The organism is Nisaea acidiphila (assembly GCF_024662015.1).
Classification (GTDB): Bacteria; Pseudomonadota; Alphaproteobacteria; order Thalassobaculales; family Thalassobaculaceae; genus Nisaea; species Nisaea acidiphila.
This window is the reverse complement of sequence record NZ_CP102480.1, coordinates 1,581,951-1,601,219: the sequence shown is the minus strand read 5'-3', so window position 1 is coordinate 1,601,219 and position 19,269 is coordinate 1,581,951. Positions and strand designations below refer to the sequence as shown.

Sequence of the window (19,269 nt, the reverse complement as noted above, 5' to 3'; positions counted from 1 at the left end):
TCGCAGAGCTGGGGCGCGGTGCCTAGTTCTGGATTTTCCAGCTGCCGTCCGGCTGGCGGCAGGCAGTGCCATAGGCTTCCTCGGTCTGGCCGCCGACATTCACCGTCTGAGTGTATTCGCGGCAATACTGGCCGGAGGAGGCCTGGTAGGTCCGGGTCGGAGTGACGGTACCGGAATTCCCGCTGTCCGGATTGTTCCAGCTGGTGGAGACGCCGACCGGATTCTTTTCGAGCGAGCGCTGGGTGCTCTGCGCCATCGCCGCCCTGTCCGCGTTGTCGAGCGACCGGCCGATCTCGCTGCCGAGCCAGGCGCCGAGCAGGGTGCCGGCTGCCACGGCCGCGACGGTCCCTTTGCCGCCACCGATATTGGAGCCGACGACGGCACCGCCGACCGCTCCCAGAAGGCCGCCCGCCGTCTGTTTCGGTCCGAGTTCGGTGGTCTGGCAGGCGCCGAGAGTGATCGCGGCGGCAACGGCGATTGCGGCGTGTTTTTTCATTGGTCTGCTCCCTGGCGACAGCTATGGCCCGAAACTGTAACGGCCGGATATCTGGAATCCGTCGCGCACAACCGAAATTTTAGCTTCGGCCTTCATGCGATGCACGCGGACGCGAGCGGTGCGACGTTACAACGCTGGACAGGCCGCGCCGGTGCTCGCTAGTGATACGCGTATTCCGGCTTCAATGTGGCGATCTTTACGGCAATAAAAAGGCCTCCATATTCACAACCTGTGTGAAACGCCACGCCCCGCCTAGAGGAACGAAAATGTTCGAACCCGATACAGACAACCCTTTCGCGCTTTTCGACCGCTGGTACCGGGAGGCGTCCGAAAGCGAGACGAACGATCCGAATGCGATGACCGTCGCGACGGCGGATGCCGACGGCCGTCCCTCCGCGCGGATTCTCCTGCTCAAGGATTTCGACGAGCACGGTTTCGTTTTCTACTCGAACTTCGAGAGCCAGAAGGGACGCGAGCTGACGATCAATCCTTTTGCCGCGCTTTGCTTCCATTGGAAGTCGGTACGCCGTCAGGTGCGGGTGTCCGGACCTGTGGTCCGGGTCGGCGACGGGGAGGCGGATGCCTATTTCAACTCCCGTCCGCGCGGCAGTCGTGTCGGTGCCTGGGCTTCGCAGCAATCCCGGCCTTTGGCCGACCGGGACAGCCTGATGGCGGCAGTGGAGAAAGCGGACAAGGAGTATCCGGGCGAGAACGTGCCGCGCCCGCCCTACTGGTCCGGTTGGAGACTGACGCCGCTCGCGATCGAGTTCTGGCAGGATGGCGAATTCCGCCTGCATGACCGCTTCCGTTTCACCCGTGCGGTCGAGGGCGAACCGTGGAAGGTCGACAGACTGTTTCCGTAAGGCGGGAAAATTCTCCGGCGGCCGATTTCTTGATTTAGGTCAATGTAGCGCAGGCCGCGCGGCGACTAGGGTTAATTCATCCAAGGCTCTTACCCTGAGGTGCTCTCATGTCCCTTAAGACCGTCCTCGCGCCAGTCCTCGGCAACGAAGCCGACGCGGCCATCCTGAATGCGGCCCTTGCCGTCGCGACGCCGCACGGTGCGCATGTCTTCGTTGCCCATATCCACCGCGACCCGCGCGATGTCCTGGTGCCGCAGGTCGGTATGGGCATGAGCGCGTCCATGATCGAAACCCTCGTCGACCAGGCGGAGAGTTTCGCGAACGAAGCCCGTGCGGCCTCGCTCGCGGCATTCGACAAATGGCGCGAGGACAACAAGCTGGTCATGGTCGAAAAGCCGACGGCTTCCGACGGCGTGACGGTCTCTTTCGAGACCCTTGTCGGCGAGCCGACGACGATGGTGGCGCAGCGTTCCCGCATGGTCGACGTGATCTGTGTGATCGCGCCGACCGAGCGCGAGGGCAGCGACGCGATGGCGATCGCCGAGGCGGCGATGCTGCAAAGCGGGAAGGCGACGATGGTCGTCCCGCACGATGTCGAATTCCCGGCGGTCAAGACCATCGCGGTCGGCTGGAACGCGTCAAAGGAAGCCGCGGCAGCCATCGCCCATGCCATGCCGCTGCTCGAGACCGCGGACAAGGTGCTCGTCATGTCCGGCATCGACAGCGAGTTGACCGAAGAGAAACTCTCCGTTTTCGTCGATTCCCTGCTCTGGCATGGGGTGAAGGCGGAAGCGAAGACCTTCGATGCGTCCAGCGGCAGCATTTCCGGCCGCCTGCAGGCGGAAGCGCGGGAGGCCGGCGCACAGCTCCTGGTCCTCGGCGCCTACAGCCACAGCCGTTTCCGCGAGTCGATTTTCGGCGGTGTCACCGACGATGTTTTGACGGAGACGCGGATTCCGGTTCTGATGGCGCACTGATCCAGTTCACCGCATTCCAAATAAGAAGGAGCAAGCCCCTTGAGCGTGCGTACCATTCGCCTCGAACTGGCACGGAACCCGGATTTTCCGGAAGGCAGTATCAATCACGGCTATGAATTCAAGGCCCCGCTGACCGGCGACGGCAGCCTCGATCTGGATGCCTGGCAGAAGGTGAAGACGGATTGCACCGTGCACCGTTTCTGGCAGGGCGAGCCGGACGAGGAGGGTCATCTGATCCATACCCGTGGCCGCCGCTGGGTCTTCAGCTATGAGGAAGGCGAAGAGGATGACGAGCCGATCTTCAAGTTCGACCGGCATCATTTCGTCGAAGGGGAGTACGTCTCCATTACGGAACATGACGGCGTCCAGCGGACCTTCCAGGTCGTTTCCGTGAAGTAGCCGACAGCTCGAAGACATTCTGACGACAGTGTTGCGGCGGCCCTTTTTCGGGCCGCCGCAATTGCTTACACTCCGGCGCCATGAGCACAGCGAAAAAAACCATGCTGCTGACCGGCGCCAGCCGGGGCATCGGCCACGCCACGGTCGGGTTCTTCAGCGAACGCGACTGGGAAATCATCACCTGTTCCAGGGACGCGCCGCCGGCCGAATGCCGGCGCGACCCGAACTGGAGCCATCACATCACCGCCGATCTGACGGATTCGGACAGCCTCGACCATTTCATCGTGGAGGCGAACGAGCTGCTGGGGGATCGCCCGCTCCATGCTTTGGTGAACAATGCCGGCTGGTCGCCGAAGACGCCGTTCAAGGAACGGCTCGGCTGTCTGAACGGGGATCTGGACGAATGGCGCCGGGTCTTCGAGCTGAATTTCTTCGCTCCGCTCCGGCTCGCGCGCGGTTTCGCGGCGGCTCTGCACCGGGGCAACGGCGCGATCGTGAACATCACGTCGATCGCCGGCCATTTCATCCATCCCTTCGCCGGCTCCGCCTACAGCACCTCGAAGGCCGCGCTCTCGTCTCTCACCCGGGAAATGGCGAACGAGTTCGCCGAACTCGGCGTGCGCGTGAATGCGGTCGCGCCGGGAGAGATCGAAACCGCGATGCTGTCACCGGAATACGAGATGCTGATCCCGCGCATCCCGCTGAACCGTCTGGGCACGCCGAGGGACGTCGCCTCGACGATCCACTACCTCTGTTCGGACGACTCGGCCTATGTCACCGGCACGGAAATCTTCGTGACCGGTGGTCAACACATGTTCTGAGCGGTATTGACCGCTCTGCAATCAGACCATCCAGGAGAACGCGATGAGTGGACGCCCGATTGACCATGTGGTGCATCTTGTCTCGGACCTCGACAAGGCGGGAACGGCCTTCGAGAGGCTCGGATTTCGCCTGACGCCGACGGCCTATCACGAGGACCGGATGGGAACGCGGAACCGGCTTGCCCAGTTCCGGGGACGGAACTTCATCGAGCTGCTCGAAGTCGACCGTCCGGATCTCCTGCAGCCGCACGATTTCGCCGCCGCGCCGCCGTTTTTCGGCTTCGGGGCGCACAACAAGGAGATGCGGCGCTTCGGCGAGGGCATGACCATGCTGGTCTTCGCCGGCGATGACGGGCGCGCGGATATCGAACGGTTTTCAGCCGCCGGTCTGCAGACCTACGCGCCGTTCGATTTCGAGCGCAAGTCGAAGCTCCCGGACGGTACGGAAGTGACGGTGGCTTTCACGCTCGCTTTCGTCACCAGTCCGGATATGCCGCGGGTCGCGTTCTTTGTCTGTGAGAACCGGGCGCAGGAGTATTTCTGGAAGCCGGACTTCCAGGAGCATGACAATGGCGCAGAGTCGATCTCGGCGGTTTATTTCAGCTCCCGGACGCCCGAAAGGGATGCCGAATTCATCGGGCGGATGTTCGGCGGCGAGGTGAGGTCGCTGAATGGCGGGTTCGCTGTGGCCTGCGGCCCGCGGCAGGAAACGCGGATCCTTCAACCGGACGCAATCGCCGCGCACGACCGGACCTTCCGGATGCCGGAGGACGGAAGCACGGTCATGGCCGGCCTGGAGTTGCACGCTGGAGAGACGCAGGCAAATGTGCCGTCCAGCAGCGCACACGGTGCCTTTATCACCTGGACGACAGCCTGAGCGCGGCGGTTCAGGCCGACAGTTTCCCCGCGAAGTATTCCGCGAGGGCGGCCACCTTGTATTTCGGCAGCCCGGTCCAGCGCGCGGAGAGAATCCCGTTCTCCGCTACATCGACGAAGATTTCGCCGGAAACCTCCAGCGGCTCCGACCGGTCGCCGAACTCGCTCAGTATCAGGGTAACGCGTGCCTTTTGCCGCCGTATCAGGGCGCCGCTATAGGGAGCGAGAGTGAAACCCGAGGGCGACCAGCATCTGACGGGATAGTCGCGCCCGTCGATGCGGACATAGGAATCGCCGCGCGGGCGGATCGTGGGTTGTGCCGCGAGATCGTTCGCCGGCGGAGTCGCCCGGGACCGGGGCCGGAAAAGGGCCATCATCATCGTACACCTCCTTTCTGGGGGCAGAGCTGACGAGAACATTGGCGCCGTATTGGAGTCAATGTAAATCAAAAATATCTAAAATACAATATAATTGAGCGGGAACTAGATGCCCGGCGAACCACTGCGCGTCGGCTGGATACTGCGCGGATATCAGATCGTCAGAGCGACGTTTTCTGGCTGTCGCACCAGGAGATCCGGTCTTCTACCTGGCGGATTTCCATCTCGATCCAGGCGCGGAGCTGACCTTGCTGCCATTCCTCGTGTGAGAGAAGGTCGCTGAGGCGCGCGAGTTCGCCCTCGTAAAGGCCCTTGAGTGCCTCGATCTGTTCAAGCTGCTCTTCTTTCTCAAGGAGATGCAGGAAGCGCAGTTTCAGGGCGACGACCAGTTTGTTGAGGTCGTTGACGCCGGGACGGACCGCAGCCGACAGGTAATCTCGAAGAGCCGTCCAGCCCTCTTCGGTGAGCTGGAGCTGGGCATTGTCCTCGAAGCCTTCGCCGGAAACCGGTGCGATCAGGCCCTCGAACTTCAGCAGTTCGATCGAGCTGCCCAGGAGATCGAGAGACGGACCGACGATGCGGGCGGCGAACTGCCGGACCTCGCTCGCAATTTCCGCATAAGCGCGCGGACCGCCGGACAGAGCGCCGAGCGCCGCCATCCGGATGGCTTCCTTCGGGATGAGGGAATTATCGCGATACATATCCTGCCCCGCAGATTTTGCGAACCGTTCTTAAAATGCGGTCAAATGCCGCAGATGTAAAGGGGTACGCGAAAATTTAACTCGGGCTGAGGCCGCGCAGCCGTTCCGAACGCCGGCGCAGGATCTCCATGGTCGCAAGCAGCAGGACCGAGATGCAGACCAGGATCGTGGCTACCGCGAGGATCGTCGGGCTGATCTGCTCACGGATACCGGCCCACATCTGGCGAGGCACCGTGCGCTGCTCGAAGCCGGCGAGGAAGAGCGCGACCACGACTTCGTCGAAGGAGGTGACAAAGGCGAAGAGGCCGCCCGAGATCACGCCCGGCGAGATCAGCGGCAGGATGACTTTGAAGAAGGTGCGCTGCGGCGAGGAGCCGAGGCTGGACGACGCGCGGATCAGGTTGCGGTCGAATCCCGAGAGGGTCGCCGTCACGGTAATCACGACGAACGGCGTGCCGAGCGCGGTATGGGCGAGGATCAGGCCGGTATAGGTCTGAGCGAGGCCGAGATAGGAGTAGAAGAAGAACAGGCCTGCCGCGGTGATGATCAGCGGAACGATCATCGGCGACAGCAGGATGCCCATGATGAGCGTCCGGTACGGCATTTCCGCACGTGAGAGGCCGAGCGCGGCGACGGTGCCGAGCGAGGTCGCGAGCAGGGTCGCCGCGATGCCGACGATGAAGCTGTTCTTCATCGAATGCAGCCATTGCTCGTTGTCCAGGATGTCCTGGTACCAGCGCAGCGAGAAGGCTTCCGACTTCAGCGCCAGCATTTCCGGCGTAAATGTGAAGTAGGGTTCCGCATTGAAGGAAAGCGGGATCATCACGATGATCGGAGAGATCAGGAACACGAAGATCGCGCCGCAGAGGAAGCGGAAGGCGTAATACCAGAAACGCTCGAGCGGGCCGGCATAGGAGGGAAGGGCTGACATGGTGCTTCTCCTTAGCCGAGCTTCATGTTGCTGATGCCGACAATGCGGTTGTAGAGCCAGTAAAGCGCGAGCACGCCTGCCAGTAGGATGCCGCCGAGCGCCGCCGCAAGGCTCCAGTTCAGCGACTTCTTCATGTGATATTCGATGATATTCGAAATCAGCTGACCATCCTGGCCGCCGACGAGGGCGGGCGTGATGTAGTAGCCGATGGCGAGAATGAAGACGAGGATCGAGCCAGCGCCGACACCCGGCACGGTTTGCGGCATGTAGATCCGCATGAAGGCGATCGCCGGATTGGCGCCGAGCGACCGGGCGGCGCGCATGTGATCCTTCGGGATGGTCTTCATCACGGAATAGAGCGGCAACACCATGAAAGGCAGCAGGATGTGCGTCATGGCGATGAAGGTGCCGGTCATATTGTAGATCATCTGGATCCGGTTATCGTCGCCGACGATCCCGATCCAGACGAGTATGTCGTTGATCACCCCGTTGGTCTGAAGCAGCACGATCCACGAGGTCGTGCGCACGAGAAGCGATGTCCAGAACGGCAGCAGGACGAAAATCATCAACAGGTTCGCCGTTCCCGCCGGGAGCGTCGCGAGCAGGTACGAAATCGGATAGGCCAGCGCGATACAGGCCACTGTCACTCCGATCGACACCCAGATGGTGCGTTCGAACAGTGTCACGTAGATCTGTTTGACCTCGGGCTGCGCTACGATATCGCCGCTCGGCTCCTGGGTCAGGTCGATGGCATTCAGATAGGCGCGGATCGTGTAGGGAGAGCCGGCTTGCCGGATTGTCTTCCAGGTGTCGGCCTCGCCCCAACGCTTGTCGATCTTGATGAAGGCGTCCTTGAAAGGCGCCTCGGCGCGTTTGATGCGACGGGTGGTCTTGTTCATAAGGGAGCGGAATCCGCTCTCCATATAGTTCAACCGGGTTCCGGCCTTGCCGAGATTGAAGCGGTTGTCGCGATCCGACATTTCGGCGGCGAGCGTAGCGTAGATGTCCTCGCCGGGGACTCCTTCACCATCCCATTGCTTAAGAACTTCCAAGGTTTTCGGAAAGGCTTCCGCGACCTCGGGCGCACTGATGCTGCGGAACAGCATTAGGCCGATCGGCAGGATGAAGGAGACCAGGATAAAGGCCAGCAGCGGAGTGGTCAGCAGGAAAGCCCGCATTTTGTTCATGCGTGTCGCGCGAGCCAGCGCCTGCTTCAGCGGCGTTCCGTCCGCCGCGCGCATTACGCCATCATTTTCCGTAACTGCCGCCATAGATCCGATCCTCTTTCACCGATCTTCAAGCTCGGGCGGGACGGTCCGGGCTTGAAGATCGGCCGGGGGCGGACAGATCCGCCCCCGAGCCTCAAGAGTCGATTAGCCGGCGAGCCAAGCGTTGAAACGCTCGTTCAGCTCGTCGCCGTAGTCGGCCCAGAACCCGAAGTCGTTCTGCAGCGGGTTCTTGAAGTTGGCCGGAGCCGTCGGCATGTGCGGCTGCATTTCCGGCAGGACCTTGGCGAAGGAGGATTTACGCACCGGGCCGTAGGAGATGTACTTGGCCTGGTCCGCGAGGCGCTGGGTGTCCGTGGAGAATTTCACGAAATCCCAGGCCGCCGCCTTGTTCTTGGTGCCTTTCGGCATGACCCAGAGGTCGATGTCCCAGACCTGGCCGTCCCAGACGATGTCGAACGGCTTCTTCTCGTTCACGATCGCGTTGAACAGGCGGCCGTTATAGGCGCTGGTCATGACCACTTCGCCGTCGGCCAGGAGCTGCGGCGGCTGCGCGCCGGCTTCCCACCAGACGACATCGCCTTTGATGGTGTCGAGCTTGGCGAAGGCACGATCGACGCCTTCCGGGGTCGCCAGCACTTCGTAGACCTTGTCGGCCGGAACGCCGTCGGCCATCAGGGCCCACTCAAGGTTCACCTTCGGGGTCTTGCGCAGGCCGCGCTTGCCCGGGATCTTCGCAAGGTCGAAGAAGTCGCCGAGCGAGGTCGGCGCGGCAGCCACCTTGGTCTTGTCGTACGCATAGACGGTCGACCAGACGATTTCGCCAACGGCGCACTCATGCAGGGTGCCGGCGATGAAGTCGTCCTTCGCCGGAGTACCGTCGGCACCGGCCGGCAGCTCTTCCAGCGGCAACGTTTCGAGAATGCCTTCGTCGCAGCCACGGACCGCGTCCGCCAGTTCGACGTCGATCAGATCCCAGGTCACGTTGCCGGCTTCCACCTGCGCACGGACTTCGGCGAGACCGCCGTTATAGTCTTCCGAGTTGATCTTGTTGCCGGTCTTGGCCATCCACGGCTCATGATAGGCTTTGACCTGGCTGTTCGTGTAGGCGCCGCCCCAGGAGACGACGGTGATGGTGTCGGCGGCGTGGGCCGCGGTGGTCAGTCCGATAGCGGCAAGGCCGGCGATCAGAAGACTGGAGGGTTTCACTATCTTCATTTGCGAAGAACTCCCTGTTTTGGATTTACCCCTGGAATCGTTCGCGGCGGTGCCGCAATCGGGAAACCGGATGGGGAGGCCGGCTTCCCTAAACCTTAGGCTGGACGCATCAGGCGTCCAGAGCCCGGCAATCGTCGATTTCCCATCCGACGCTGACCTTGTCTCCCTGAGAGATTGTCGCGTGCGCATGCGTGTTCGGCACTTTCACGATGAACTCGCTATCGCCGCAACAGGACATCCGGCAGCGGATATGATCGCCGAGATAAATCAGCTCGAGCACTTCCGCGTCGAAGATGTTCGGCAGCGAACCGGGTTCCGGCGCGAGCTGCACCCGTTCCGGCCGGATCGACAGGGTCGAGGACCCGCCGACGCCTTCGGGATTGACCGTGAGCGCCTGAACGACATTGCCGGCGACCTCGACCGTGCAGCCGGAGCCGTTCTTGGATTTTACCTTGCCGCGCAGCCGGTTGTTCTCGCCGATAAACTGGGCGACGAACGCGTTCTCCGGCCGCTCGTAAAGATCCGCCGGCTTGGCGAGCTGCTGCACCTTGCCGTCGTTGAAGACCGCGATCCGGTCCGACATGGTCAGCGCTTCCGACTGATCGTGCGTCACATAGACGACCGCCATGCCGAGATTGTCGTGGATGTGCTTGATCTCGTACTGCATCTGCTCGCGCAGATTCTTGTCGAGCGCGCCGAGCGGCTCGTCCATCAGCACCAGATCGGGCTCGAACACCAGCGCGCGGGCGAGGGCGACGCGCTGCTGCTGTCCGCCGGAGAGCTGGCCGGGACGCCGGTCGCCGAAAGCGCCAAGCTCGACCATGTCGAGCGCGCGGCGGACTTTAGCCTCCGTATCCGCTTTCGACATCTTGCGGACCTCAAGCGGGAAGGCGAGGTTTTCCGCGACGCTCATATGCGGGAACAGCGCGTAATTCTGGAACACCATGCCGATGCCGCGCTTGTGCGGCGGCACGTTGTTGAGCTCCGTTCCGCCGAGCATGATCTGTCCCTGGGTCGGCGTTTCGAAGCCGGCCAGCATCATCAGACAGGTCGTCTTGCCCGAACCGGACGGTCCCAACATGGTCAGGAATTCGCCGTTCGCGATGTCGAGGTTGAGATTTTTGACGACGAGGATTTCACCGTCATAGGTCTTTTGAACGTTCTTGAACTGAACGAACGGCTGGTTGCCGTCTGCCATATGTTTTTGCGCCCCTGTTCTGCCCGTCCGGTGGCGCGTTCCTCTCGCACACCGACAAGTCGTCGTGTTTTTCACGATCTGGTAACAAGCCTAAACATGCTCATTCGTCATTGTCAAAGTTCCGATTTCGCTATTGCGAAATCCGCAGAAAACTCCGTTTCCCAACGTTCCGAATCCGACACGCTCGGGTCGCTTTTCGTGAATTGCGGCCGGTGAAAAGGTGCAAGCTCTCTGCCTGAATTGAAAACAACCGGCGCGCCGGTAGCGGGGATTGGGCAAATGAAGACGCAGGCACGGGCAGTGGTGATCGGCGGCGGTGTGGTCGGGGTCAGCACCCTCTATCACCTCGCCAAAAAGGGATGGACCGACGTGGTCCTTCTGGAACGGACGGAACTTACGGCGGGATCGACCTGGCATGCCGCCGGCCTCCTGCCACTGTTCAATATGAGCTATAGCGTCGGGCAGCTGCACCAGTACTCGGTCGAGCTTTACAAGACGCTGGAGGAAGAGACCGGTCAGGCTGTCAGCTTCCACCAGACCGGCAACCTGCGTCTCGCGACCAACCGAGAGCGCATGGACGAGTACCGGAACTACCAATGCACCGCCGAGACGATCGGCGTCGAGGCGCATCTGATCGGCGTCGACGAAATCAAGAAGCTCTGGCCGCTCGCCTCCATGGACGGGCTGATCGGCGCGCTCTGGCATCCGAGCGACGGCCATATCGCGCCGGTCGATCTCACAATGGCACTTGCCAAGGGCGCGCGCATGAACGGCGCCGAGATCTACCAGCAGACCGAGGTGACGGGGATCGAGCGCGAGAACAGCGAGTGGATCGTCAAGACCGACAAGGGCGACATTCGCTGCGAGCATGTGATCTGCGCGACCGGCAACTATGCCCGTACGACGGCGAAGATGGTCGGGCTGGAGATCCCGGCGATCCCGGTGGAGCACCAATATATCGTGACCGACGTCGATCCGACGCTGAAGGAGTATCGCGAGGCCGGGAACCACGAATTGCCGGTGCTGCGCGAATCCGACTCCCAATATTACTTCCGCGAGGAACGGCATGGCTGGATCCTCGGTCCGTACGAGAAATTCGCGCCGGCCTGCTTCGTCGACGGCGTTCCCTCGACCTTCGAGAAGGATCTCTTCCCGGGCGAGCTCGAGCGGCTGATGCCGCATGTCGAGGCCTGCATGGCCCGCGTGCCGTCCTTTGAGAATGCCGGCATCAAGGACATCGTGAACGGTCCGATCTCCTACACGCCGGACGGAAACCCGATGGTCGGACCGGCCTTCGGCCTGGAGAATTTCTGGATTTCGGAAGGTCACAGCTTCGGCGTCACCGCGGCGGGCGGTGCCGGCTGGCAGATCGCCAACTGGATTGTCGACGGCGAGCCCTCGGTCGACATGATCGGCGTCGACCCGCGGCGCTTCGGCGTGGTTTCCAAGAACTACGCGAAGATCAAGAACGAGGAAGCCTACGAGCACGTCTTCGTCAATCACTTCCCGATGGAGGAGCGCGAGGCGGGCCGTCCGGCCAAGACAACGCCGGCCTATCCGCGGCTCGATGCCGCCGGTGCCGTCTGGGGCGCGCGTTTCGGCTGGGAACGGCCGAACTGGTTCGCGCCCGAGGGCGTCGCCCGCGAGGACGTCTATTCCTTCCGCCGTTCCAATTGGTTCGAACATGTCGGCAACGAGGTTCGCACCATGCGCGAGCGGGTCGGCCTGCTGGAGCTCTCCTCCTTCGCCAAATACGAGGTCGAGGGACCGGGTGCGCGCGACTGGCTCGACCGCATGGTCGCCAACGCCATTCCGAAGGGCATCGGCCGGATCAATCTCTGCCATGCGCTGAACCCCTCGGGCTCGGTGCGCTCCGAATTCACCATCACCCGCATGCCCGACGGAATCTGGGGCGAGCGCTTCTTCGTCATCGGCCCGGGCGCCGGGCACGATTACGATTTCGACTTCCTCTGCAAGCAGCTGCCGCGTGACGGATCGGTCTATCTGAAGGACATCACGACCCAGTACGGCGTCTTTGTGCTGGCCGGCCCGGATGCAAGAAAGGTGCTCGAGAAACTGGCGGACGCCGATGTCTCGAACGAGGCCTTCCCGTGGCTCACCATGCAGGAGATCCCTGTCGGTTATTGTCCGAACGTGCGGGCCCTGCGCGTCAACTTCGTCGGCTCCCTCGGTTGGGAACTGCACCACCCGATCGAATACCAGTTGCACCTGTTCGATGCGCTGATGGAGGCCGGCAAGGAGTTCGATATCGGGCTCGTCGGCATGCGGGCGATGGATTCCATGCGTCTCGAGAAGACCTACCGGCTCTGGGGGACGGACCTCAATGCCGAGAACACCCTCCTCGAAGCAGGGCTGAAGCGCTTCGTGCGCCTCAACAAGGGCGAGTTCACCGGCCGCGAGGCTCTGGTACGGCAGCAGGAAGAGGGCATCCCGAACACCTACTGCACGATCGAGATCGACGCGGACGATGCCGATCCGTTCGGCAACGAGCCGGTCTTCATGGACGGTGAGGTGGTCGGCCGCGGCACCGCCGGCGGCTACGGCCATTATGTCGGTAAATCGCTGATGCTCGGCTATATCCGCACCGACAAGGCGGTGGTCGGGGCCGAGTGCCAAGTGCGGGTGCTCGACCAGCTTCGCCCGGCGCGGATCGTCGCGGAAAGCCCCTACGATCCCGACAACGAGGCCCTCAAGGCCTGATCCTTCACAAACAGGACATCGGGTCCCGCACGGGACCCGATGTTTTATTTCGGACTTTCCATTCCGGAATCTCCTGCCTAGATTTTCATCAGTGACCCGGTTGGCGTCAAAAGACGCCGAAACACCTCAACGATTAATTGCCGGGCGCGACAGGGATGCATCACATCTAGGACGGGAGACTATCCATATGAGAATTCGTGCGATCGCATTGGCCGCGATGATGTCGACGACGATGTTCGTCGGCTTCGCCGAGGCCGAGAACGTGCTGCGATGGACCAGCCAGGGCGACGCCCTCACGCTGGACCCGATGGGCCAGAACGAAGGTCCGACCAACAGCATGAACGGTCAGATTTACGAGCCGCTCCTGAAGCGGGACCGTGAAATGGTGCTCGAGGCCGGCCTGGCGGAATCCTGGAAGCCGATCGGAACGACCGGCTGGGAGTTCAAGCTCCGTAAAGGGGTCAAATTCCATGACGGCGCGGATTTCACCGCCGAGGACGTGGCCTTCAGCATCACCCGGGCCCAGGCGAAGTCCTCGGACTTCAAGGAGCAGGTGAAGTCCATCAAGGAAGTGAAGATCGTCGACGACCACACGGTTCAGTTCATCACCGACGGTCCGAACCCGATCCTGCCGAACGAGGTTACCAGCCTCTACATCATGGACAAGGGCTGGGCCGAGAAGCACAACGTTGTGGAGCCGCAGGATTTCGCGGCCGGCGAGGAAACCTATGCCGTGCGGAACGCCAACGGCACCGGTCCCTTCATGGTCGAGCAGCGGCTTCCGGACGAGCTTACCGTTCTGGTCAAGAATCCGAACTGGTGGGGCAATGCGAGCGCCGAGCACAATATCGACAAGATCGAGTACCGCCCGATCAAGAACGCCGCGACCCGGGTCGCCGCGCTGCTTTCCGGCGAAGTCGACTTCGTGCTCGATCCGCCGCTGCAGGACCTGAAACGGATCGACGCGCAGGACAATCTGAAGACCATCACGGTGAACCAGATCCGGACCATCTTCTTCGGCATGGATCAGGGCGTCGACGAGCTGCGCAACTCCGACGTGAAAGGCAAGAACCCCTTCAAGGACAAGCGTGTCCGCGAGGCGTTCTATCGGTCCCTCGATGTCGAGGCGATCAAGCGCGTGGTCATGGAAGGGCTCTCGATACCGGCCGGGATCATCACCTCGCCGGGCGTGCACGGCTTCACCAAGGAGCTCGACAAGCGTCGGCCTTTCGACCCGGCGGCGGCGAAGAAGCTGCTCGCCGATGCGGGATATCCGGACGGGTTCACGGTCCAGCTCGACTGTCCGAACAACCGCTATAACAACGACGAGAAGATCTGCCAGGCGGCGGTGGCCATGCTGGCGAAGATCGGCGTGACGGTGAAACTGGACGCCATTCCGAAGAGCCAGCACTTCCCGAAGATCAAGAACCGGGTGAGCGATTTCTACATGCTCGGCTGGGGCGTTCCGACGCTCGATTCCCACTATGTCTTCAGCTACCTGTTCCACAGCAAGGGCAGCTGGAACGGCACGGGCTTCGCCAATGCCAAGGTGGATGAGCTGACCGACACCTTCGCAGTCGAGACCGATCTCGCCAAGCGGGACAAGCAGATCGCGGAAGCCTGGAGCATCGTGAAGGACGAGATCGTCTATCTGCCGATCCACCACCAGGTGATCGGCTGGGGCATGTCGACCAAGCTCGACCTGCCGATCCTGCCGAACGACTCGCCGCAGTTCCGCTGGGCGAAACTGAACTAAGAGCCTCTCAGACCGGGGGCGGCGGTATGTCCGCCGCCCCCGCGGTTTCGGGCACGATTTCCGCTATCAGGCGAGCCGAACGCGCATGTTGACCTATATCGCGCGCCGTATGCTGCAGGCCCTTGTGGTCATGGCTGCGGTGTCCTTCATTTCCTTTTCCCTGTTCAATTATGTCGGCGATCCGGTCGACAATATGGTGGGCCAGGAAGCCACGCTGGAAGACCGGCAGCGGATCCGCGAGGTGCTGGGACTGGAAGATCCGTTCTTCGTCCAGTACGCGCGCTTCATGCAGAACGCGGTCCGGGGCGAATTCGGGATTTCCTACCGGACCAAGCGGTCGGTGACGGAGATGATCGCCGAACGCATCCCGGCGACCCTTGAGCTGGTCTTCGTTTCCGCGATCATCGCGCTCGGGCTCGGCATCCCGCTCGGCGTGTTCACGGGGATCAACCGCACAAGCTGGATCAGCAAGGCGGTGCTGACCGTCTCCCTTGTCGGCGTCAGTCTGCCGACCTTCATCATCGGCATCAGCCTGATCTACATTTTCGCAGTGAATATGGGCGTGCTGCCGTCATCCGGACGTGCCGGGACTGTGGAGCTCGGCGGCTGGAAGACCAGTTTCCTCACCATCGACGGCTGGCGCAGCATCCTGCTGCCGGCTCTGACCCTCAGTCTTTTCCAGGTGACCATGATCCTGCGTCTCGTCCGCGCGGAGATGCTGGAGATCATGCGCACCGACTTCATCAAGTTCGCCCGGGCCCGCGGTCTGCCGGAGAACCGGATCAATTACAGCCACGCGCTGAAGAACACCCTGGTGCCGGTCATCACCATCATCGGCCTCAATATCGGCGGCCTGATCGCCTTCTCGCTGATCACCGAGACGGTGTTCCAGTGGCCGGGGACCGGGCTCATGTTCATCCAGGCGGTGGATTTCGTCGATGTCCCGATCATGGCGGCCTATCTCTGTTTCGTCGCCCTGGTCTTCGTCACCATCAACCTCATCGTCGACATTCTCTACTTTGTCATCGACCCGCGGCTGCGGGCCGAGGAAGGGCACTGATCATGGCGCTCGAACGGGACGAGACGAAACCGTCGCTCTGGGCGCGTCTGAACGACAACGACATCGCCTATTCCTTCTTCCATTCGCCGCTCGCGATGACCGCCGCGCTGGTCACCGCGATCATGGTGCTGTCCTCGCTGGCGGCGCCGCTGATCGCGCCGTTCGATCCGTTCGATCCGGCGCAGATCTCGCTCTGGGACGGCAAGAAACCGCCCTTCTGGGAGGCGGGCGGCGATCCGGCCTATCTGCTCGGAACCGACAACCAGGGCCGCGACATGCTCTCGACCATTCTCTATGGCGGCCGCATCTCGCTCATGGTCGGCTTCGCCGCGGTCTTCTTCGGCATGTTCCTCGGTGTGATGCTGGGGGTGATCAGCGGCTATGTCGGCGGCTGGTTCGAGACCCTGATCATGCGCCTTGCCGACATCCAGCTCACCATCCCGGGTATCCTGACCGCGATCCTGATTAACGGCATTCTGCGCTCCGTGCTGCCGCCGGAACTCAGGGACGAGCTTGCGATCTATGTCGTGATCCTCGCCATCGGGCTCAGCGACTGGCCGCAATTCGCCCGCGTGGCGCGCGGCGCGACGCTGGTGGAGGCAAAGAAGGAATACATCCAGGCGGCTCGGGTCATCGGCCTGCGTCCTTACCTGATCATGGCCCGCCATATCGTGCCGAACGTGATGCGGCCGGTGCTGGTGCTGGCCACCATCGGTCTCGCGCTGGCGATCATCGCCGAGGCGACGCTCAGCTTCCTCGGCCAGGGCGTGCCGCCGACCACCCCGTCGCTCGGTACGCTGATCCGGGTCGGCAACGAGTATCTGTTCTCCGGGCTCTGGTGGATCACCTTCTTCCCGGCCATCGCGCTCGTCGTGCTCGTGCTCGCCGTGAACCTGCTCGGCGACTGGCTGCGCGACACGCTCAACCCGAAACTCCGGTGACCGTCCCATGAGCCTGCTCGATATCAAGAACATGACGGTTGAGTTCCCGACGCGGCGCGGCGTCTTCACCGCGGTGCGCGAGGTCAGTCTCTCGGTCGAACCGGGAGAGATCCTCGGCGTCGTCGGCGAATCCGGGGCGGGGAAATCGACCATCGGCAATGCGGTGATCGGCCTTCTGGAGCCGCCGGGGCGGCTTGCCGGCGGCGAGATCTATCTCAAGGGCGAGCGGATCGACGGGCTGGACGAGGATGCGCTCCGTTCGATCCGCGGCAAACGCATTGGGATGATCTTCCAGGACCCACTGACCTCGCTCAATCCGCTACAGACGGTAGAGCAGCAGTTGATGGAAACCATCCAGCTCCATCTGAAACAGAGTGACGACGAGGCGCGGGCCAGCGCCGTGGCATTGCTCGACCGCGTCGGCATCCCGGACCCGGATGTCCGCATCAAGCAGTATCCGCATCAATTCTCCGGCGGCATGCGCCAGCGCGTTGTGATCGCGCTCGCGCTCTGCGCCGATCCCGAAGTGATCATAGCGGACGAGCCGACGACGGCGCTGGATGTCTCGATCCAGGCGCAGATCCTCGAGCTGATGCGGGAACTCTGCCGGGAGCGCTCGGTCGGCATGATACTGATCACCCACGATATGGGGGTGATCGCGGACGTCACGGACCGGGTCGCGGTGATGTATCGCTCCCGCCTCGTCGAAGAGGGGCCGACGGCGAAGATCCTCGGCGATCCCGACCACGAATATACCAAGAGCCTGATCAGCGCCGTGCCGCGGCCCGATGTCCGCCTCGCCCGCTTCCCGGTGGTCGAATATATCGAGAGCGCGGGCGACCGGAGGGACAGCATCGACGTCGCCACCCACTGGCTCGGCGAAGGCCGCTCCGATGTCTCGGCGGAGGGCGACCTGCTCCGGGTCGAGGACTTGCATGTCCGCTTCCTGACCCGTTTCAGCCTCTTACGGAAGAACCGGATCTATCTGGACGCGGTCGACCATGTCTCCTTCGAGATCCGCCAGGGCGAGGTCTTCGGTCTCGTCGGCGAGAGCGGCAGCGGCAAGTCGACCATCGCGCGGGCCATCGCGGGTCTCTACAAACCGGCCGGCGGCCACATCCATTTCGCGGGTGCGGATCTGACGCAGGTGGAGAGCGAGACCGAGATGGACCGCTACCGACGCCAGATGCAGATGATTTTCCAGGATCCCTATTCCTCGCTGAACCCGCGCATGAAGGTGCTGGACATCGTCGCCGAGCCGATCCGCTTCCATGGCCTCGCCTCAGGCGGTGCGGAGACGCGGCAGATCGTCATGGACCTTCTGGAGCATGTCGGCCTCGGTGCCGAGGCGGCGCGGAAATATCCGCACGAGTTTTCCGGCGGCCAGCGCCAGCGCATCTCCATCGCCCGCGCCCTTGCCACCCGCCCGCGTTTCCTGATCTGCGACGAGCCGACCTCCGCGCTCGATGTCTCGATCCAGGCGCAGATCCTGAACCTGCTGAAAGACCTGCAGGCGGAACTCGGCCTCACCATGCTGTTCATCAGCCACGACCTGCCGGTGATCCGCCAGATGTGCGACCGGGTCGGGGTGATGCGGCACGGCAAGCTGCTGGAGGTTGCGGAAACCGAGGCGCTCTTCCAGTCTCCGCAGCACGACTATTCGCGGCATCTGCTCGACTTGATGCCGAAACTCGAGGTGCTCTCGCACGAGGCCATCGCCGATCTCGAACTGGCGGACTAGGGCGGCGCTTGACAGAGGGCGCGCCTCGGCTCACCTCTGCATCACTGCCGTAACGCGTAATGGATCGACACCATGCCCGCCTGTATCGACCTTAAGAGCCGCGCCGTTCTCTCCGTCTCCGGACCGGATGCGCGCAAGTTCCTGCAGGGGCTGGTCTCCAACGACGTCGAGAAGGTGACGCCGGAGCGGGCGATCCATGCCGCCTTCCTGACGGCGCAGGGCAAATATCTCTTCGATTTCTTCATCGCCGAGGTCGCGGGCGCGCTGCTGCTCGACTGCGAGGCGGAGCGGCTCGCCGATTTCCAGAAGCGCCTCCGGCTCTACAAGCTGCGCTCCAAGGTCGAGATCGAGGATGCGGGAGACCGTTATGCCGTGCTCGCGGTGACCGGCGACGATGCGGCGGATGCGCTCGGGTTTGCCGGCGAGGCGGGCGCGGCGAAGGAGGTCGAGGGCGGCACGGTCTTCGTCGATCCGCGCCATGCCGGGCTCGGCGCGCGGGCCATCGTCAGGAAGGAGAAGCGCGACGCTTTCATCGCGGATAACGGCCTCTCCGAAGGCAGCCTCCAGGATTACGACTGCACGCGCATCCGTCTCGGCGTGCCGGACGGCACCCGCGACATGCAGGTCGAGAAGACCGTCCTGCTGGAGGCCGGCTTCGACGAACTGCACGGGGTCGACTGGCAGAAGGGCTGCTACATGGGCCAGGAACTGACCGCGCGGACCAAGTATCGCGGCCTGGTGAAGCGCCGCCTGATGCCGGTGAAGATCCTCGACGGCGAGATGCCCGCGCCCGGCACCCCGATCCTGCGCGACGAGCGCGAGGTCGGCGAGATCCGCTCCGGCGCCGGCGGCATGGCGCTGGCCATGCTGAGGCTCAACGCGCTGGAGGATCTGGAACACGCAGTACTCAGCGCCGGCGGGGCAACGGTGCTGCCGGTGAAGCCGGACTGGGCGAGCTTCTAGAGCA

18 protein-coding genes are annotated in these 19,269 nt (G+C 62.7%); 11 read left to right on the top strand and 7 right to left on the bottom strand.

All coding sequences use genetic code 11. From position 1 onward, the window contains the following. Nucleotides 1-22: 22 nt before the first annotated feature. Nucleotides 23-496, bottom strand: coding sequence for an RT0821/Lpp0805 family surface protein (locus NUH88_RS07360; protein ID WP_257771041.1), 474 nt, complete (start codon nt 494-496; stop codon nt 23-25). A 266-nt stretch (nt 497-762) separates the two neighbouring features. Here NUH88_RS07360 and pdxH point away from each other — a divergent pair, with 266 nt between their 5' ends. The 5 genes from pdxH to NUH88_RS07335 all read left to right on the top strand — a co-directional run bounded on the left by pdxH (nt 763) and on the right by NUH88_RS07335 (nt 4,433). After that, nucleotides 763-1,359 (top strand): pyridoxamine 5'-phosphate oxidase, encoded by a 597-nt coding sequence (pdxH, locus tag NUH88_RS07355; RefSeq protein ID WP_257771040.1) that lies wholly within the window; start codon nt 763-765, stop codon nt 1,357-1,359. A 107-nt stretch (nt 1,360-1,466) separates the two neighbouring features. After that, nucleotides 1,467-2,336: a universal stress protein gene (locus NUH88_RS07350; RefSeq protein ID WP_257771039.1), complete on the top strand. Its 870-nt coding sequence runs from the start codon at nt 1,467-1,469 to the stop codon at nt 2,334-2,336. Between the two features lie 45 nt (nt 2,337-2,381). Then, nucleotides 2,382-2,735 (top strand): hypothetical protein, encoded by a 354-nt coding sequence (locus tag NUH88_RS07345; protein WP_257772161.1) that lies wholly within the window; start codon nt 2,382-2,384, stop codon nt 2,733-2,735. 80 nt (nt 2,736-2,815) lie between these two features. Continuing rightward, a complete protein-coding gene (locus tag NUH88_RS07340) occupies nt 2,816-3,556 on the top strand; it encodes an SDR family NAD(P)-dependent oxidoreductase (protein ID WP_257771038.1) in 741 nt (246 codons plus the stop codon). A gap of 43 nt (nt 3,557-3,599) precedes the next feature. Then, nucleotides 3,600-4,433 carry a VOC family protein gene (locus tag NUH88_RS07335; protein WP_257771037.1) on the top strand — a complete coding sequence of 278 codons (834 nt, stop codon included), beginning with the start codon at nt 3,600-3,602 and terminating at the stop codon, nt 4,431-4,433. 10 nt (nt 4,434-4,443) lie between these two features. Here NUH88_RS07335 and NUH88_RS07330 read toward each other — a convergent pair whose 3' ends face one another. The 6 genes from NUH88_RS07330 to NUH88_RS07305 all read right to left on the bottom strand — a co-directional run bounded on the left by NUH88_RS07330 (nt 4,444) and on the right by NUH88_RS07305 (nt 10,083). Beyond that, the gene (locus NUH88_RS07330; protein WP_257771036.1) at nt 4,444-4,812 is read right to left on the bottom strand and encodes a hypothetical protein; all 369 of its coding nucleotides are present in this window, start codon (nt 4,810-4,812) and stop codon (nt 4,444-4,446) included. 158 nt (nt 4,813-4,970) lie between these two features. After that, the gene (locus tag NUH88_RS07325; RefSeq protein WP_257771035.1) at nt 4,971-5,510 is read right to left on the bottom strand and encodes a hypothetical protein; all 540 of its coding nucleotides are present in this window, start codon (nt 5,508-5,510) and stop codon (nt 4,971-4,973) included. 76 nt (nt 5,511-5,586) lie between these two features. Then, nucleotides 5,587-6,441, bottom strand: a complete 855-nt coding sequence (locus NUH88_RS07320; protein ID WP_257771033.1) for an ABC transporter permease — start codon at nt 6,439-6,441, stop codon at nt 5,587-5,589. A gap of 11 nt (nt 6,442-6,452) precedes the next feature. Continuing rightward, complete coding sequence (locus NUH88_RS07315) at nt 6,453-7,712, bottom strand: ABC transporter permease (protein WP_257771031.1); 1,260 nt, start codon at nt 7,710-7,712, stop codon at nt 6,453-6,455. Between the two features lie 102 nt (nt 7,713-7,814). Next, nucleotides 7,815-8,885, bottom strand: a complete 1,071-nt coding sequence (locus NUH88_RS07310) for a polyamine ABC transporter substrate-binding protein (protein WP_257771029.1) — start codon at nt 8,883-8,885, stop codon at nt 7,815-7,817. Nucleotides 8,886-8,994: 109 nt separating this feature from the next. After that, a complete protein-coding gene (locus tag NUH88_RS07305; protein WP_257771027.1) occupies nt 8,995-10,083 on the bottom strand; it encodes an ABC transporter ATP-binding protein in 1,089 nt (362 codons plus the stop codon). Between the two features lie 279 nt (nt 10,084-10,362). Between NUH88_RS07305 and NUH88_RS07300 the strand changes: the two genes are divergently transcribed. The 6 genes from NUH88_RS07300 to ygfZ all read left to right on the top strand — a co-directional run bounded on the left by NUH88_RS07300 (nt 10,363) and on the right by ygfZ (nt 19,265). Further along, on the top strand, nt 10,363-12,804 hold the full coding sequence (locus NUH88_RS07300; RefSeq protein WP_257771025.1) for a GcvT family protein: 2,442 nt from the start codon (nt 10,363-10,365) through the stop codon (nt 12,802-12,804). Nucleotides 12,805-12,991: 187 nt separating this feature from the next. Then, complete coding sequence (locus NUH88_RS07295) at nt 12,992-14,560, top strand: ABC transporter substrate-binding protein (protein WP_257771023.1); 1,569 nt, start codon at nt 12,992-12,994, stop codon at nt 14,558-14,560. Nucleotides 14,561-14,645: 85 nt separating this feature from the next. Next, nucleotides 14,646-15,620, top strand: coding sequence for an ABC transporter permease (locus NUH88_RS07290; RefSeq protein ID WP_257771021.1), 975 nt, complete (start codon nt 14,646-14,648; stop codon nt 15,618-15,620). A 2-nt stretch (nt 15,621-15,622) separates the two neighbouring features. Further along, nucleotides 15,623-16,561, top strand: a complete 939-nt coding sequence (locus NUH88_RS07285) for an ABC transporter permease (RefSeq protein WP_257771020.1) — start codon at nt 15,623-15,625, stop codon at nt 16,559-16,561. A 7-nt stretch (nt 16,562-16,568) separates the two neighbouring features. Continuing rightward, nucleotides 16,569-18,302 carry an ABC transporter ATP-binding protein gene (locus tag NUH88_RS07280; RefSeq protein ID WP_257771018.1) on the top strand — a complete coding sequence of 578 codons (1,734 nt, stop codon included), beginning with the start codon at nt 16,569-16,571 and terminating at the stop codon, nt 18,300-18,302. Nucleotides 18,303-18,374: 72 nt separating this feature from the next. Then, entirely contained in the window at nt 18,375-19,265 is an 891-nt protein-coding gene (gene ygfZ, locus NUH88_RS07275) for a CAF17-like 4Fe-4S cluster assembly/insertion protein YgfZ (RefSeq protein WP_257771016.1), read from the top strand. Nucleotides 19,266-19,269 lie beyond the last annotated feature (4 nt).